11 protein-coding genes are annotated in these 17,038 nt (G+C 69.8%); 5 read left to right on the top strand and 6 right to left on the bottom strand.

What is annotated here, in order from left to right; translation table 11 throughout:
* The first annotated feature begins 51 nt into the window (after window positions 1-51).
* Both ACODRV_RS11920 and ACODRV_RS11925 read left to right on the top strand, forming a co-directional pair.
* A complete protein-coding gene (locus ACODRV_RS11920) occupies window positions 52-831 on the top strand; it encodes a class II aldolase/adducin family protein (RefSeq protein ID WP_488908460.1) in 780 nt (259 codons plus the stop codon).
* A 151-nt stretch (window positions 832-982) separates the two neighbouring features.
* Window positions 983-1,210 (top strand): hypothetical protein, encoded by a 228-nt coding sequence (locus ACODRV_RS11925; RefSeq protein ID WP_488908461.1) that lies wholly within the window; start codon window positions 983-985, stop codon window positions 1,208-1,210.
* Window positions 1,211-1,350: 140 nt separating this feature from the next.
* On the opposite strand, the gene ACODRV_RS11930 is transcribed toward ACODRV_RS11925, so the two are convergent.
* The 6 genes from ACODRV_RS11930 to ACODRV_RS11955 all read right to left on the bottom strand — a co-directional run bounded on the left by ACODRV_RS11930 (window position 1,351) and on the right by ACODRV_RS11955 (window position 12,809).
* The gene (locus ACODRV_RS11930; RefSeq protein ID WP_488908462.1) at window positions 1,351-2,484 is read right to left on the bottom strand and encodes an AbrB family transcriptional regulator; all 1,134 of its coding nucleotides are present in this window, start codon (window positions 2,482-2,484) and stop codon (window positions 1,351-1,353) included.
* Window positions 2,485-2,493: 9 nt separating this feature from the next.
* Window positions 2,494-3,843, bottom strand: coding sequence for a CitMHS family transporter (locus ACODRV_RS11935; RefSeq protein ID WP_488908463.1), 1,350 nt, complete (start codon window positions 3,841-3,843; stop codon window positions 2,494-2,496).
* A 96-nt stretch (window positions 3,844-3,939) separates the two neighbouring features.
* A complete protein-coding gene (locus ACODRV_RS11940) occupies window positions 3,940-6,105 on the bottom strand; it encodes a TonB-dependent receptor (RefSeq protein ID WP_488908464.1) in 2,166 nt (721 codons plus the stop codon).
* Window positions 6,106-6,240: 135 nt separating this feature from the next.
* Window positions 6,241-7,002, bottom strand: a complete 762-nt coding sequence (locus ACODRV_RS11945) for a GntR family transcriptional regulator (protein ID WP_488908465.1) — start codon at window positions 7,000-7,002, stop codon at window positions 6,241-6,243.
* 134 nt (window positions 7,003-7,136) lie between these two features.
* Window positions 7,137-8,810: a MipA/OmpV family protein gene (locus tag ACODRV_RS11950; protein ID WP_488908466.1), complete on the bottom strand. Its 1,674-nt coding sequence runs from the start codon at window positions 8,808-8,810 to the stop codon at window positions 7,137-7,139.
* A gap of 270 nt (window positions 8,811-9,080) precedes the next feature.
* Window positions 9,081-12,809 (bottom strand): autotransporter outer membrane beta-barrel domain-containing protein, encoded by a 3,729-nt coding sequence (locus ACODRV_RS11955; protein ID WP_488908467.1) that lies wholly within the window; start codon window positions 12,807-12,809, stop codon window positions 9,081-9,083.
* Window positions 12,810-13,061: 252 nt separating this feature from the next.
* On the opposite strand from ACODRV_RS11955, the gene ACODRV_RS11960 reads away from it, so the two are divergent.
* Genes ACODRV_RS11960 through ACODRV_RS11970 form a run of 3 tightly spaced genes read left to right on the top strand, consistent with a single transcriptional unit; the run spans window position 13,062 to window position 16,899 of the window.
* Window positions 13,062-13,586, top strand: a complete 525-nt coding sequence (locus tag ACODRV_RS11960; protein WP_488908468.1) for an RNA polymerase sigma factor — start codon at window positions 13,062-13,064, stop codon at window positions 13,584-13,586.
* Window positions 13,583-14,536, top strand: coding sequence for a FecR family protein (locus ACODRV_RS11965; protein ID WP_488908469.1), 954 nt, complete (start codon window positions 13,583-13,585; stop codon window positions 14,534-14,536). The genes ACODRV_RS11960 and ACODRV_RS11965 overlap by 4 nt, the downstream gene beginning before the upstream one ends.
* Window positions 14,506-16,899 (top strand): TonB-dependent receptor, encoded by a 2,394-nt coding sequence (locus ACODRV_RS11970; protein ID WP_488908470.1) that lies wholly within the window; start codon window positions 14,506-14,508, stop codon window positions 16,897-16,899. The genes ACODRV_RS11965 and ACODRV_RS11970 overlap by 31 nt, the downstream gene beginning before the upstream one ends.
* Window positions 16,900-17,038 lie beyond the last annotated feature (139 nt).

Below are 17,038 nucleotides of genomic sequence, written 5' to 3' on the forward strand. Positions count from 1 at the left end.
TCCCGGGCGCGGCCGTCGCTAGTCTGCACCCTGCACATAGGGAGAATGATCATGACAGCGCTTCTGAAGACCGCCTCAAACGTCCGGGACCGGGTCTCGCCGGAGGAATGGGCCGCCCGCGTCGACCTTGCGGCGGCCTATCGGCTGGTCGCCCTTCACGGCTGGGACGACCTGATCTTCACCCACCTGTCCGCGCGTGTCCCCGGTCCGGAGCACCATTTTCTCATCAACGACTACACCCTGATGTTCGAGGAAATCACCGCCTCGAACCTGATCAAGATTGATCTGAACGGCGAGCCGGTGGACGGCGCGCCCGGGGCCGTGAACCGGGCGGGCTTCATCATCCATTCCGCCATCCACGCCGCCCGCGACGACGCCCAGGCCGTCATTCATCTGCATACGCCGCACGGCCAAGCGGTCTCGGCGATGAAGGAAGGCCTTCTGCCCCACACCCAGACAGCCATGATCGCCCATCACGATGTCGCCTATCACGACCACGAAGGCATCGCCGACGCCCTGGATGAACGCGAGCGCATCGTCGCCGACCTGGGCGACCGGAACGCCCTGATCCTGAGGAACCACGGCACGCTGACCGTGGGATCGAGCGTGGCGGAGGCCTTCATCCGGATGTATTTCCTCGAACGCGCCTGCGAGGCCCAGGTCCTGATGCTCGCCGCGGGTCGGCAGGCTCTGAACGATCCGCCCACGGGCGCCGTGGAGACCGTTCGGGCCCAGGCCCGCTCCCCCCAGGCTAAGATGATCGCCGAACGGGTGGCCTGGCCGGCGCTCCTGCGCAAACTCGACCGCAAGGCCCCGGGCTATCAGGATTAGTCGTCGACCCGCCGGGCGCGGGCTGGCGTATCCCACCCGCCGACGAGGTGGCGGGCGAAGAAGGGTGCGAGTTGATCGACCGCGGGGCCGACGTATTCCGGCTTGTCGCAAAGGTCGCAATGGCCGGCGTCCTCCACCACGAAGGGGGGCCTTGTCCGTGGCGGTTGAGAGGGCGTGCAGCCGCTCGCCCGCCTCGTACTGGCCCGTCGATCCGCGCCGGCCGCTGACGATCACCAAAAGGGGCTGGATCAACAGCTCCGGCACAAGCCTGAAGGCGTCGAACGCCAGGCCCGACACGATCATGCGCGAAGTCAGCCAGGCATTGGCGACCTCGGCGAAATGCGTGCGCCGCGCCAGCTTGGGCTTCCAGGAAGAATGAGACGGCGGCTTGTCCCCGAAGCGCCCGGCGGAGGCCCGGAGCACGCCGTAGGTCGAGGCCGGGAGGTCAGATGGCCATCCGGCGGCCTCCAGGAGGCGGACGTCCTAGAGGGTCGCGATGGCGGGGGCCGATGTCAGCGGTCATGAGCGGTTTCGGCGGAACAGATCAGGGAGGATCTTGCGGCGGGGCGACGGCGTGGGCGGTTCGCGCGTCAGGCGTTGCGCCAGCCTCCGCGCCAGGAAGGGACCGATCGCCAGCACCATCAGAAAACGCACCAGCTGTCCTCCCAGGATGAAGGGCAGATCCACCGGCGTGGACGTGGCGATGATCAGGATGGTGTCGGTTCCCCCCGGGCTGGTCGCCAGCCAGGCGGTCAGCCAGTCGACCCCGGTGATCACCTTGACCCCGACCGCCAGCCCCCCGCAACAGGCAAGCAGCGCCGCCAAGGCGGCCAGGACGCGCGGCAGCATGCGTGCGCTGTAGGCCAGGGCTTCGCGGGTGAACCCCAGGCCGACGCTCCATCCGACCACGGCATAGGCGAACGCCGCGACAAGGACCGGCAGTTCGAGACGCAGCACGCCCATAGCCTGCAGCGCCGAACCCGCCAGCATGGGGACGAGAAAAGGCCCCGCCGGCATCCTCGAGACCTTTCCCGCCCAGCCGGCGGCGGCGGCCAAGGCCAAGGTGATTCCCACGCCGACCGGGTCTGCGAAGTCGAACCAGGCCGCGGGCGGGTGGGCGGGGGCCGACCCTTTCAGCTGGGCGAGCCCCATGGCCAGCAAGGCGACGACGAGCAGCCGCAGATACTGGATGATGGCGACCAGACGCCGATCCCCGCCCAACGCTCCGGACATCAGGACCATGGCGGTGGAGGCTCCCGGGGCCAGCGCCCAGATCGCCGTCGTGCCCGGTAGCCATCCGCGGGCCGCCATCACCCAACCGAACCCCAGGCAGACGGCCAGGGTCGAGGCGGCGAGCCCGACATAGAGGGGAAGATGAGCGAGAACCCCGCCCCAGAACCCGGCCGTCGCCGAGGCGGCGATCAGGCAACCGACCAGGGCCTGGGCGGCGCCGAAGACCAGCGGAGCCGGCCGGATCGTCGCGCCTCTCAGCCCGAACAGAAGACCGGCAGCCATAGGGCCCAGCAGCAGCGCCGCCGGCGCGCGGATCGCCTGCAGCATCAGCACGAACGCCGCCGATACGGCCACCAGGGCCGCCCATCGCCAAGTACGGGACAGCGGGGTCGGGCCGCGGTCCCCCGTCTCAGGCGTCATGGAGAGCGATCACCCGACCCGGAACGGGAAGGCGGCTGAGGCCAGCCCCGCCGCGATCAGAACGAGGCAGGCCAGGACGGCCCACTTGAGCGAGAACCGCTGCGCGGCCCCCACATCGACCTTGAGCAGACCGCAGACCAGATAGATGGCCGCGATCAGCGGGCTCATGGCGTGAACCGGCAGGGCGGTCAGGGACGCCCGCGCGATCGCCTCCGGCGGCACGCCATAGTGGCCGGCCGTCTCGGCCATCACCGGCAGGATGCCGAAATAGAAGGCGTCGTTAGACATGAAGAAGGTCAGGGGCATACTGACCAGGGCGGTGATCGGCGCGAAATACGGCCCCAGCTGGGGCGGAATCGCCGACACCAGAGAGGCCGCCATGGCTTCGACCATGCCGGTTCCCTGCAGAATTCCGGTGAAGGCGCCCGCGGCGAAGATCAGCAGCACGATGTTGACGACATTTTCCGCATGCGCCGCGATCCGTTTCCGCTGGGACCTCAGGCTCGGATAGTTGACGATCAGCGCGATGGCGAAGGCGCTCATCATCATCACCGGCAAGGGCGCCAGGCCGAGCAGAAGGCCGGCCATCAGGCCAAGGGTGAGCGCCAGATTGAAGAAGAACAGCTTCGGGCGACGCACTTCGGCATGCGGTTCGGGATCGCCGTCCTCAGCCATCCCCGCCGTCCCGGACGTGGGCCCCAGCGGCAGGGGCTGCAGCGTCAGCGCGCCCAGACGCTTGCGCTCGGAGAGGCCCATGCGCCAGGCGACGAAGACGGCGAAGGCCGTGCCCGCCAGCATGGTCGGCATCATCGGCAGGAACAGCAGCGCCGGATCAATGCTCAGGGCCGTGGCGGCTCGCGCGGTGGGACCGCCCCAAGGGATCAGGTTGGTGACCGAGGTGGCCAGCCCCAGCAGCAACGCAAGAATGAGGGGATTGAGCCCCAGACGACGGTAAACCGGCAGCATGGCCGAGATAGTGACCAGGGCCGTGGTCGCCCCGTCCCCATCCAGCGACACAATCGTGGCCAGAAGCGCCGTGCCGATGGTGACCCGCACCGGATCGTCGCCCACCGTCCGCAGCACGAACCGCACCAGCGGATCGAACAGACCGGCGTCGATCATGATCCCGAAATAGAGGACGGCGAAGGCCAGCATCAGCGCCGTCGGCGTCAGCGCCGTTACCCCTTCGACCATCATCGCGCCGAGCCCGGCGCCCGCGCCCGCGAGCAGTCCGAAGATCAAGGGCACCAGGATCAGGGCGGTGATCGCCGACAGACGCCGGGTCATGATCAGGACCATAAAGGTCAGGATCATTCCCGCACCCAGCAGGGCCGGATTTTGAAGAGCGGTCAGGGGCACGGCGCGGCTTTCAAAAGGGCGGCCTGCCGGCGAACCGGCAGGCCGAAAGGCTCAGGAAAGGCCCTCCGCCGGGAGCGGTGGAAGGCCCGGGGGTCGTCAGAGAGTCCAGTTGAACGACAGGCCGTAGGTGCGCGGCGGCGCATAGGCGCCGAAATTGGCCCCCAGGAAAGCCCCTTGGAAAGAGCGGGTCACCTCGTCGGAGAGGTTCTTGCCCCATAGTGACACCGACCAGCGATCGGAGGCCGGCGTATAGATGATCCGGGCGTCGTACATGTTGGTCGGTTCGCGCCGCTCGGGCCCGGTGTTGGAGTTATCCTCGTAGATGAGGCTTTCGTAGCGATAGTCGATCGCCGCCCGGATCACGGCGCCGTCAGCCAGGTCCCAGTCGTAGGAGGGCGACAGGACCAGCTTGTGCTTCGGCGCCCGCGCGATCCGGTTGCCTGCGTAGTTCGTCGTGGCGTCGACGACGTAGTCGTCAAAGGTCGCGTCGGTATAGCCGTAGCCGGCCACGATCCGGGCGCCGCCGAAGGGCCGCCAGCTCAGATAGGTCTCATAGCCGTTGATGGTCGCGGCCCCGGCGTTGTCGGTGAGCACCTGGCCGCTGGGCAGGGTGCGGCGCGTTTGAAGGTCGGTGTAGTCGATGGTGTAGAGGGTGTTGTTCCAGATGAGGCGACCGTCGAGGAAGGTGCTCTTCTGGCCGATCTCGAACTGGGTGGCGTACTCCGGCTCGAAGGGGTCCGCGGCCTCCGCGGCGGTCCCCGGGAGATCCTGGAAGCCCCCGCTCTTGAAGCCCCGCGACACCATCACATAGAGCAGGTGGTTGTCGGCCAGCTTGTAGTCGGCCCCCACGCGCCAGGTCAGGGCGTCGAAGGTGGCCGAGGCCGAGACGTCGAACGCCTCCTCGCCGCGGAAGATGGAATCTCCGGCGGTGTTGGAAATCCGGTAGTCTTTTTCATCTTCCGAGTAGCGCAGGCCCGCGATCAGCGAGAACCGCTCGCCGATCGGCACGGTCACGTCGCCGAACACCGCATAGCTCGTCAGCTGGGCGTCCTGGGTGTAGGTTTCCGTCCCCTCCCCGCCCAGATCGAGGATCAGGGTGTCGAGGCGGCGAGTGTCGCTGTTGTAGTTGTAGAGTCCGGCCACCCACTGGACCGGGCTTCCCGGCAGGGACGACAGCCGCAGTTCGTGGCTGGAGGCGTCCGTCTGTTCGTCGTTGCCGCCCGAAATCTGGATGAAGTTGGTCGTCGGATTGCCGCCGTCAAAATCATAGGCGGTGCTGTAGTCCAGGTTCCGGTAGCCGCCGAGATAGGTCAGGGTGGCGAAGGACAGGTCGAACTGGGCCTCGGCCCTCAGGCCCCAGGTGTCGCGGTTCTGATAGCCGTCCGTGGAGCCCGCGAAGCTGTCGCGGTCGGGGTTCGGCGTCCAGAACATCGACAGCGGGTCGCTGTCATCCAGGTCGAGCACCCGGTTGGCGGGACCGGCCGCCCGATCCCGCGTGCCGTCGATGGTGAAGGCCAGCCGGACGGTGTCGGAGGGTTCGGCCGCGATCTGGATGCGGCCGCTGAGGGTGTCCTGGTCATCAACCTCGCCGCCGGTGAAGCTGTTGTCGGTATAGCCGTCGTGGGTGCGCCAGCTGCCGCTGGCCCGCACGGCGGCGCGGCCGTCCGCGAACGGCGCATTCACCACGGCAGCCCCTTCCAGCCGGCCGTAGTTGCCGATGGTGGCCTCTGTCGAGGCTCCGAAGGCGTTGAGGTCGGGCCGCTGGGTGACCACATTGATCGCCCCGCCCACGACGTTGCGCCCGTAGAGGGTGCCCTGCGGTCCCTTCAGCACCTCGATCCGTTCGATGTCGAAGGCGTCGAAGGCGACCATCCCGGGGCGCCCCAGATAGATCTCGTCCAGGAATACCGCCGCGCTCGGATCGCCCGCGGCCCCGCGATCGGTCGATCCGATCCCACGGATGGCGATCCGCGGCTGGGAGGCCGGGAAGGCGTCGAACTGCAGGCCGGGCGTTCGCGTCGCCACATCGTCGACGTCCTTGATGCGCGCCTGTTCGAGATCTTCGGCGCCGAACGCCGTCACGGTGACGGGTACGTCCTGCAGGCGCTGGGTGCGCCTCTGGGCGGTGACGATCACCTCGTCGAGTTGCGACGCCTGAGGCTCCTGCGGCGGGGGCGCGGCCTGCGCCCAGGCGGAGGCGGCTGTCATCAGAGCAGTCATAGCTACGCCGGTCGCCAGCGCCTTGCGGCTGTTGAAGTCCATCTCGCCCTCCCTGGGTCGTGTTCTTTATCCGCCGGTCAGACCGGTCGGTTCGGGAGGTTATTCAGACTGGATGCGAGACGTCAACAGATTGGATGCAAAATGACTCAGCATTGGATGCGCAACATGACCGCCTGGTCAGCGAAGCGTCGCCAGGGCATGAACCCTGGCCTTGGTCGCCATGACGTGGGCGGTCATCAGGCGCTCGGCCGCGTTCGGATCGTCGGCCCGTATCGCCGCGAGGATCTCCTCGTGGTCCTCCTGAGACCGCCGGATATGCTCCGGGGGCGTCGATGGGATCTGCCGGAGCCGCTGGGGGACCTGAGCGGCCACCACGGGCGACGTCCGTATGACGTCCCCCGTCACGGGCGCCAGGATGGTCATGCGCATGGCATTGCGCAGGACGGGGTTGCGCGCCGCGATGTTGATCGCCCGATGGATGATCCAGTTGAGCTCATACCACTCGGCCTCAATAACGGCGGACCAGGCCCCCCGATCGACGATCGCGCGCCCCTTGGCGATGCAGGCGGCGACAAGCTCCAGCTCCGACGGCTCCCATCCGTATTCAACGGACAGCCGCGCCGCCGTCCCCTCCAGCGCCGCCCGCACCTCGATCGAGGCGAGAATATCGCCGATGGTCACGGACCGGACCATGTAGCCCCGATTGACGCTGTACTGGACCACGCCTTCGGCGGACAGTACGGCCAAGGCGCTGCGGATCGGCGTGCGTGAGACGTTCATCTCCGTGGCCAGGGCCTCGGCGCGCAGCCGGGACCCGGGCGCGATCTGACCGGTCAGGATTCGTTCCCGCAAGGTGGACAGCACCGTATGGGTGGCGGGCTCGGTGTTGGGCGGGTCGGCCAACAGTTCGGTTTGATCGGCAGGCGCGACCTCGGGCATGGGCGTAGTCTCGGCGGAAATGAGCGCCCATGGTGGCGACAAGCCCAGGCGGTGACAACCGTCGGACACGGCAAACCGCCGCGCCGGGTGCGATTGGCCCGGCGCGACGGCCGCAAGGCCGGCCCCGTGGTCGGTCAGAAGGCCCGATAGACGGCGAAGCCGACCCGGGCCTGGTTTTCCGAGCCCTCCTGGGTCACGATCGGCGTATCCGCGGCTTGATCCAGCAGGCGGTCGTAGGACGCCAGCAGCGCGATTCCCCAGCGAGCGTTCAGCTGGTAACGCGCGGAGGCCGAAAGGCCGACGCTTTCGACGCCGGAGTCGGCCCGGTAGGCGGCCAGACCCGAGGCCGCCGCGCCGACGGCGGTCACGCCGTAGTAGGTTTGCATATAGTCCTCGTCGGCCCAGACGATATTGGCGCCGACGCTGTAGCTCAGTCTGTCGCTGACCGGAGCGGCCCAGGAGAGGTCGGCCGTGACCGTATAGCCCCCGTCGACGCCGCCCAGATCGGCGAGCACCTTGGCGCCCGCGCCGATCCGCCCCGAACCCACATTCCATCCGATGTTCGCAAAGACGCCGCCCTCGACCGCGCCGTCGATGCTGGGAAGAAGGCGGACGACGGCGTTGTCGATATCGTCGTCTCGGCCGGACCGCCAGCCGAGGATCGGGCCGGCCTGGAACCGATCGCCGGACAAGAGGTCGAGCTTGAGGTCCAGGCCCTCCATCGACAGTGTGCGGCCGCCAAGCTCGTACTGGAATCCTATGAAGGGAAGCGGCTGGAACTCGTAATCGTCAGAGCCCCGGAATTGCGGACGATAGAGGCCGGCGACGCCCACCAGCGGGTGGAACCCGTCGTCTTCGCCGTCCTGGGCGAAGGCGGACGGGGCGAGCCCGAGGACGAGGAGACCGGCCGCGGTCGCGGTCGTCAGTCTGGGCAAGGAGAGGAACATGGCGATCTCGTTCAAGACGTTGGGGAGGACGGGGCGGAACCCCCGGGGTCGACCTTGGAAAGTTGTCAGCCGACCCACAGGGCCACACCCGGCTTGACCGTACAGTATTTGCATCCATTTTATAATTATAATGGATGCATTATGGTGGCATCCGTAGGGCGCGGCTGCGCTCCGCCCGGCCCCCTCGCCGCCCGACGCCGTCCTTGAGGGCCGGGCCCCGCGGACTTCCGGGTTTACGGTCTCAACCCGGTGCGAAGGCCTCCGTCCGCTTGCTTCGAAGACCGCCTGGAGGTGATGCCGAAGCGTTTGGGCGTCGGGATCAGCGACCCACCGATCGATCGCGAGCCGGAGCGCACCGACTGCGGCCATCGCGACGAACGCCAGCCGCGTGGCCTGCGCCGGCTCGGGCCACCGTTCGTTCAGGCTGTCGGCCAAGGCCTGCTCCAGTCGCATCAGCCCCGACAGGCGCCCGGCCTGGACGCGTTCGCTCGCGCCCGCCAGTCGGGCGATGAGCCTCTCGACGAGGCGGTCGTACCGGCCGGCGATCCCGAACATGGCGTCCCGCGCCGCGTCCAGGGGGTCGCCGTCGGCGGGCCATGCGAGGAGGCTCGGGCGAACCTGGGGCGGCAACGCCGCCTGCCAGGCGAACAGAACCTCTTCCTTGGTCCTGAAATAGTCGAAGAAGCTCCGCCGCGAGACGCCTGCCGCCTCGGCGATCGCCTCAACCGTGACGGCGTCGAAGCCCTGATCGAGGAAACGCCGGATCGCGCACGCGGAGATCCGCTCCGCGGTCGCCCGCCGTTTGCGATCCCGCCAGGATGTCGCCTCCCGAACCCCTTCTCCGTTGTTCGGATCCGTCAACCACGCCTCTCCGCAGGATGCTCCAGGACCCGGCGCACGACGAACACTCAAGGGCCGCCCGCAAGGGCGGCCCTTGACCTGAACACGGGACGCTACTGACGCCGCCGCCGTGGTCCGGCCGGCCACCATGGCCTGTCGTGCAGGCGCATGCGTGCCGGATGCTCCGCCAGACTTGCCCGATCATCGAGAACTGCGCGGACCACCGGCTTCGGCCGGTCGGGCACGGGCGGTCGCGGCCGAACCGGCGCCCCGGCTCGGCCGCCCTTCAGCCTAGAAGCGCACCCGCATGCCGACCGTCGCGGAGAGCGCATCATAGTCCGAGCCCAGATCCGCCTGGCCTTCGGCGAAGGTCTCCAGACCGGAGGCGTTGCGGTAGGAAACGCCAAAGCGGCCCTCTCCCCAGGTCTCCACGCGATCCGTCTCGACCCATGCGGTTTCGCCGCTGGTCAGGCGTAGTCCGTAATCGTCGCCGAAGCTCCGCAGCACGGCCGCCCCCCCGTAGAAGCCCAGGCGGCCGCCGCCGGGCATCGCGGTCGAACCGCCGACGCGCAGGCCGAGGCGGAGCGCGACATCGTCGGCGTCTTCAAAGGCCAGGGTCTGGGCGCCGTTGGTCAGATCGTCGGCGGAGGAGCGCATCCAGCGAAGGCCTCCCAAGGGCTCGACGAACAGACCGGCCCCGCCGAAGCGGTAGCCGACCTCGCCTTCCGCGCCCCAGCTCGAGCCGCTGAGTTCGACCTCCCGCGACAGGGCGCCGCTGGCCACATCCGTCTCGTGACGATCATATTTCACCAGCAGGCCGGCGAAGGCTCTTCCCCGGGTCGCGGCGGCGTAGCCGCCCAGGCTGAAGGTCGAGACATCGAACGCGTCGACGGACTGACGGTACTCGAGCGTGGACCGGCCATAGCCCCCGGTCACGCCCAGACGGAGAGTTTCGTTGATCGGCCGATCATAGCCGAACTGGGCGCCCTGACGATCCTGTCGATAGCCCAGCGCGACGGCGTCGCCTCCCGCCGTTTCCGTCGTCCAGTCTCGCGAGGACTCGCCCGTCTGCAGGGCGAACCAGAACCCGCCGTCCGCGTCGCCCGAGACGCCCAGATCGCGCGTGCGCGCCGCTTGCGAGCGCCACAGATCCGCGCTCGAGGTCCAGACCGAATCCAGGGCCTGCAGAAGCCCCGTCTGCCGGTAGGCGGCCGCGCTCGCCGCCGTCTGCAGCGCATAGCGACGCGCGTCGGCGTCGTAGGAGAGACTGTGCCCGACAAAGCCCCGGTCACCTTCACCCTCCGCCATGGCGAAGGCGCCGACGGAGGAGCCCGCGCCGACCTCCGCCACGACGATGCCCTGCGGCGTCCCCAGGGTCGCCTGGGAATAGTCGCCGTTCAGGGTCAGATAGGTCGTGCCCGCGGCGGCGCCGGCGATCACGATACGGTCCGCAACGCTCCCTGCGAGGTCGACGTCCAGGGCGACGGTCGAGCCGCTCAGGCCGATGAACGCCCCCGACACCGTCAACCGATCACCGATGGCCCCGTTGCGCAGATCGATGAGCCCGGCGTTCTCGAAACGCTCGAGATCGCGCAGGACGAAGGCCCGGGGAGACGCCCCTTCCCCAAAGCGGACCACGCCCGTGTTGACCAGGAGGTCCACGCCGCCGCCGAACTCGCTGTCCCGGCCGATCTCCCACAGGCCGGCGTTCTCGAAGCGATCGTCGCCGCCGGCCGTCGAGAGTGAGCCGAAGATCTGGCCGGTGTTGCGCAGCGAAAGCGCCCCGTCGGTGATCCGCACGGCATGCCCGGATCCCGCGACGACGACACCGGCGTTGGCCACGGTGGCGACGCCGCCCAGTCCGAACGGCTGAGGCGGGAACGGGGTCTCGAAGGGCAGCTGATCGTAGCCCGGATTCGGGCAGGGATTGACCCAGCCGGCCTGCCCCGTGTTGGGCAGCACGCAGCGCGCCCCGGCCGCGAGCACCAGGCCGTCGACGCCGCCTTCCACCCTGGCTCCGGCGCCGATCGTGACAGCCACGCTCTCTCCCTGGGCGGAGATGGCGGTCCCCAAGGTCGAGCGCGCGGTCCCGTGCAGGTCGATCCGGGCGGCGCCGATCATATTGGCGTCAAGGGCGAAGCTGTCATAGGCAAGCGCATCCCCCACCGTCAGTCGCGCATCGCCCAGACCCCGCGCGCTGACGCCCATGGAGCCCGCGCCGCTCACCTCGACCCGCCGCACCGAGACCTCGATGTCCCCGTCGAACGCGAACGGCGGGGGGAAGTCGCCGCCCTGCAGCTCCTCGAAGCGCGTTCGGGCGCGGATGCCGTCGGCGCCGTCTCCCGAGGTGACGACGGAGTCGGCGGCGATCAGCGTATCGCCATGCTGGCCCAGTCCGAAGATGCCGTGAGCCTCGAGGCCCCGGGTCGTGACCGGACCGGCGGCCCGCACCCGCGTGGCCCCATAGCTGCTGTCGACGGACAGACCGACCGCCTGATCGCCCAGCGTCTCGACCGGCCCCGCCGCGAACACATCGGCGTCTCCCGACGTCGCCCGGACCAACACGCCTTCCGACGCCAGGCCGCTCGTCGAAATGGCGCCCGTCACCGTCACCCTCGCCTCACGGCCCGTCGCGAAGACGCCTCGCGAGATATCCCCGTATGTGACGGCCGAGCCCAGGACGCCCTGCACGGACCCGAACAGGCTGGAGACATACAGGGCCTGCGCATTGTACCCGCGTGTCACGACCTCGTCCGCACGGGCGCTGGCGTTTCCGCTCTGACTCGCCGCGGCGACCCCGTAGGTGAAGTCCCCGCCGACGTCCGCGAAGCGCACGTTCGCCTGGGCGGAGCCCGCCTCGCTCTGGACGACGACGCCCCCGCCCCGGTCGCTGGTCACGGACCCGACGTCGGCGAGGGCGAGCCCGTCCCGCGTGGCGATCGCGACGCCCACGGTGTTCTCGCCGCTCAACTGGAGCGACCCGACATAGACGGTCGCACCGCCGTCCGCCGTGACGGCCACGCCCGCGCCGTTGGCGCCCTCGATCGAAATATCGCCCACGCTGACGAAACCGGAGCCGAGGGTGTCGAGGTGAACCCCCTGGTTGTTGTCGCCGACCAGATTGATCGATCCGACGCTGATCTGGGTGTCGCCGAAATAGGCGTTCCCATCGGCGTCAAATCCCCCATTTCCGACGCGCACGCCCCAGACGTAATCGCCTTCCCCGCGGATCTGGTTGACGCTTACCGCGATCGGGCCGGCGCCGAAGGCGGTGACGCCGTCCGCCGCGAAGCCGGTGGTGTCCACCGTGTCGGCCGTGATCCAGATGGATCCAAGTCCGCCATCGGCGACGACGCCCAAAGCGAGTTCGCCGTTCGTCGTCACCGAGCCCACATCGATCCGGATCGCGCCATCGGTGGAGACCACAACGCCCTCGGCGTAGGCGCCGCGGGTCTCGACCGACCCCGCGCGCACGGTGATGTCTCCGATCAGACTCTCGGCGGAAATACCCCTGGCGTAGTCGCCGACGGTCGACACCCGATCGACCTCGATAACGGTCGTCCCCTCGTGATTGAACGTCGCGACGCCGTCGGCGCCCGTCTCCCCGTCGGAGACGGCGGAGACGTCGCCCATGCGGATGAAGATGTCGCCGGCGCCCTCGACAAGGGCCGAGACCGCGGTCGCATTGCGCGTCGTCACGGAGGCTCCGGCCCCGTCATAGGTGATCCCCGCGTTCTGCGTGACAGTATGCAGCCCGGCGCGATAGTCGACCGGTGCGATGAAGACCCCGTCCTCGAGACGGATGAAGACGTCCGTCGTCATTTCGCCGCCGTACCAGACGCCGTTGTCATAGCGGTTGTCCGCCGAACAGGTGACGACCCCGTCGACGGGCGCGCCGCAGGCGTCGTTGGGGTGAACCTGGGCCCGGGCCTGGCCGGCGGCCAGGGTCAGGGCGGCGGCGGCGACGCCGGCGGTCAGGGCGAGCCGCGAGCCGTTTCCGGCCATGAATGGGCGAGTCATTGAGGTCCCTCGTATTGGACGTTGCAAAGGTGTCGGCCTCAGACGGCGCCATTGCTCCGGACCCATACGGCTTTCTGAAAAATCGCTTCGCCGCCGGCGCCGGAACGACGGCCGACCTGCCGACCGGTCCCGGGAATTCCGCCGCCTCGACGCCCCCTCCGGGAGATCGCGCCTCGCACGGACGGCCCTTCGCGGCGGCGTCGCGGCACCGGTCGTCTTGCGCAGGCGACGAACACCCGGATAGTTCGCGCGATGGACGCCGCGCCGACCGCCCCGATGGACCGCCTGGAAACCGCCTTCCTGGACCTGCGCCTGGAGCTGCTGGCGCGTGCGCGGGCGATCGATCCGTCGGGCGACCCGGAGGACGTCCTGCACGAGGTGTGGATCCGGCTTCGGGGCGTTCGCGAGCCCGTGGTCAATCCGCGCGGCTATCTGATGCGGATGATCTACACCGCCGTCGTGGACCGGCGACGGTCCCTGCGCCGGTCCGCCGCCCGGGACGGCAGCTGGGCGGCCGAGCGCCGCCCGGACGGCGACCCGACCGCCGCCTCCGCCGAGGCCGAGCGCAACCTTATCGCGCGCGAGACTCTCCAGCGCGTCGACGCCTGCCTCCGGGGTCTGGGCGAACCGACCAATTCGATCTTCCGCCGCTATCGCTTCGGCGGCGAGCCGCAGCGCCAGATCGCGGCCGATCTGGGCTTCGCGGTCAGCACGGTCGAAAAGCACCTTCAGAAGGCCTATGTCGCCCTTCACCGCCTCAGGGGAGAACGGGGATGACCACCCACGGCGCGAGGATCGAGGACGCCGCCATGGCGTGGCTGATCCGCCTGCAGGACCCCGAGTTCGACCGCTGGGACGACTGGGAGGGCTGGTTGACGGCGGATCCGGCTCACGCCGAGGCCTATTGGCGGCTCGCCGACGACGACGCGGACCTCGTCGATCCCACGCCGGCGGCCGTCGCCCGGATCATTCCGCTCGACCGGGCGCGTCCGGCCAGGGCCCGGCGAGGGGCGCCCGCCCGCAGACGCGTCCTGGCGCTGATCGGCGTGGCCGCCGCCGTGGCGCTCGCCTGCGGACTGGCCTGGACGACCTGGTCGTCGAACCGCGTCCGCGTCATCGAAACCGCGCCAGGCGAGGCGCGCAGTCTGACCCTAGCCGACGGCAGCCGGGTTCACCTGTCCGGGGGGAGCCGCCTCGCGCTCGCCCGAAACCCCAGACATGTCACCCTCGACGCCGGCCGCGCCCTGTTCGAGGTCGCGCACGACGACGCCCTCTTCACCGTTCAGGTCGGCGACGCGCAGGTGACGGATCTGGGCACGGTATTCGACGTCACGCGCCTGAACGCCGGCGCGCGCGTGTCCGTTGCCGAGGGCGCCGTGCGGTATGACGGCGCGGGTCGATCCGAAACCCTACGGGCGGGCGAGTCCCTGACAACGCTGAACGGCCGGATCACCCGACGGACGGTCGACGCCGCCGGCGTCGCCGCCTGGCGCGACGGCCGGCTTTCCTATCGCGACGAGACGCTTGAGGTGATCGCCCAGGATCTGGCGCTGGAGCTGGGCCGGCCCGTCGCGGTCGATCCGGCGGTGGCGCCGCGACGGTTCACCGGCAGTCTGGTGACCACGGGCCCGGACGCCGAGGCGCGCGAGCGGCTTGCCGGGCTGCTCGACGTCGTCGTCGAGACGGACGGCCAAGGGTGGCGGCTCAGGGCCCGCGCGGCGCCGTGATCAGGGCCGCGCCGCTGATCCTGGCCCTGTTGGCGCTCCCCCAGGTAGCGGCGGCCTTGGCCCGGACCTCGGTCCAGGCCGAGGTCCAGGGTCGGGCCCGCGGTCCGGTGGCGATCTCGGTGCCGGGCTCGACGGCCGACCTCGCCGTGAACCGCCTGGCGGAACAACTGGGCGTCAGCGTGGTCGTCGCCGTTCCGCTCGCCGGCCGCCGCAGCGCCGGTTTGCGCGGCCGGTACGACGCCGCGGAGGCGTTCGACCGCCTGCTCCGTCCGCTCGGCGCCCGCGCCGTGCGCATCGGGCCGGACAGCTACCGGGTGGAGCCGCGCGCCGACGAGCGCCCGGCGCGGCGTCCAGCGCCGCAGGCGACATCCGGCCCGCCCGCGCCGATCACCGAGCTGGACGAGATCGTGGTGACCGCCTCGGTCCGCCGGGGGGGCCTCGACGCGGTCAGCGGCCGCACCCTTCTCGACGAAGAGGCGCTGGGCCGCGCCGGGGACCGGTCCTCCAGCGAAGGCCTCGCCCATCTCTCCGCGACGGTGGATTCGACCCGCCAGGGCCCGGGCCGCAACAAGCTGTTCGTGCGAGGCGTCGCCGACTCCGCGGTCAGCGGTCCGCTTCAGGCGACGGTGGGACAGTACCTCGGCGATCTCCGCCTGAACTTCGGGTCGCCCGATCCCGACATCGCCCTGGTCGACCTGCAGCGGGTGGAGGTGTTCGAGGGGCCGCAGGGTTCGCGGTTCGGCGCCGGATCCATCGCCGGCGTGGTCCGCCTCGAACCGGCGCCGCCGGAGCTCGACGTGGCGTCCGGCGCCCTGTCCCTGGCGGCGTCCCGGCCCCGCCACGGCGGACCGGGCGGCGACGGCGCCCTGGTGGTGAACCGGCCGCTCGGATCCAGGGCGGCCTGGCGGCTGACCGCTTATGGACGTCGGGACGGGGGCGTGCTGGACAATCCGGTGCGGGGCGACGACCACGCGGACGCGGTCGATGTCGTCGGCGGTCGGCTCGCCGTGCGGTGGGTGGGCGACGACTGGACCGTGGATGCGCTCGGGCTGGCCCAGCGGATCACAGCCGACGACGCCCCGCTGGTCCGCGACCCGGACCGCCTGGAAACCGACCGGCCGCTCGCCGAACCCTATGACAGTCGTCTGGATCTCGCCGGCGTCACCTTCAGCCGTCGCTTCGGAACGGCCCGCCTCACCTCGGCGACCAGCCTGTCTCGCCAATCGCTCGATGAACGGTTCGACGCCACCGTCACGGAGGCCGGCCTGGTGCAGGTCGTCGACCGTCGACAGTCGGTGACGGCCTTCTCCTCCGAGACGCGCCTGAGCGTCGCCTTCAGCCCGAAGGGTTCGATCGACGGCGGCCTGTCGCTGGTCCGCGCCGACACGGAGGTCCAGCGGGTGAGACGCCCGTTCCCGCTGGAGGGCGATCCCGTCGCGCAGGACGCGCTGACGCGGCGGTACGAAGAGGCCGCCCTGTTCGGAGAGGTTTCGCTGCAGCCGAACGCCCGCCTGTGGCTGAGCGCCGGAGGCCGTGTTTCGATCGTCCGCCTCAATACCCGGCTGCACGGCTCGGACGCTTCTCCCGTCACGCCGGGCGACGCCGAAACCCTGCTCACGCCGTCGCTCGGCGCGCGCTGGTCCCTGACGGCGGCCGCGTTCGTCTTCGCCCGGTTCGAACAGGGGGTCCGCCCCGGCGACGTCGGAGAGGACGGCGCGTTCGGACGTCCCTACCGCGCCGATCGCGTGAGCCTGACCGAGATCGGCTTCGGCTTTTCGCCCGGCGCCCGCTGGCGTCTGGAGGCCTCGACCGGTCGCCTCGACTGGACCGATATCCAGTCCGACGTCGTCACGGCGGGCGGCGACCTCGTCACCGGCAATATCGGCGACGGCCGCATCGTCTTCCTGAGCCTGCGGGGCGACTGGCGTCCGACCGATCGCCTCACCCTGTCCGGCGGCGTCTTCGTCAACGACAGCGTCCTGCGGACCGCCGAGGTCGGGCTTGTCGTCGGCCGTCACGGCGACATCCCCAATGTGGCGCCGGCGTCCGGCCAGGCCAGCCTTGACTGGGGCCCGCACCCATTCGCCGGGCGCGCCCTGACGCTCTCCGGCGACTTTCGCTATATCGGCCGGTCCCGCCCCGGCCTGGGCCTCGGACTCGATACGCCCCAGGGCGGCTATGTCGACGCCGAGCTCACGGCGCGGCTCGGCGACGATCGGGGCGCCCTGGTGCTGTCGGTCTCCAATCCTTTCGACGTCTCGGCCGCCCGGTTCGGTCTTGGATCGCCCTACCGGCTCACCGACGGCCACGTCGCGCCGGTCAGGCCCCTCAGCGTGCGCCTCGGCTTCGAAGCCTCCTTCTGAAGCGACAGGACGCCGCGGCCTTGTCCGCCGCGGTCAACGCGTCGTTCCGATGCGTCGGCGCCAGCTCCGCGGCCCAGGGCAACTTTGGAAAATCGCGCAAGTCTTCGCTCCTAGTCGGCAACTCCCGAGACCCGGTCTC

The organism is Brevundimonas sp. FG8 (assembly GCF_057808845.1).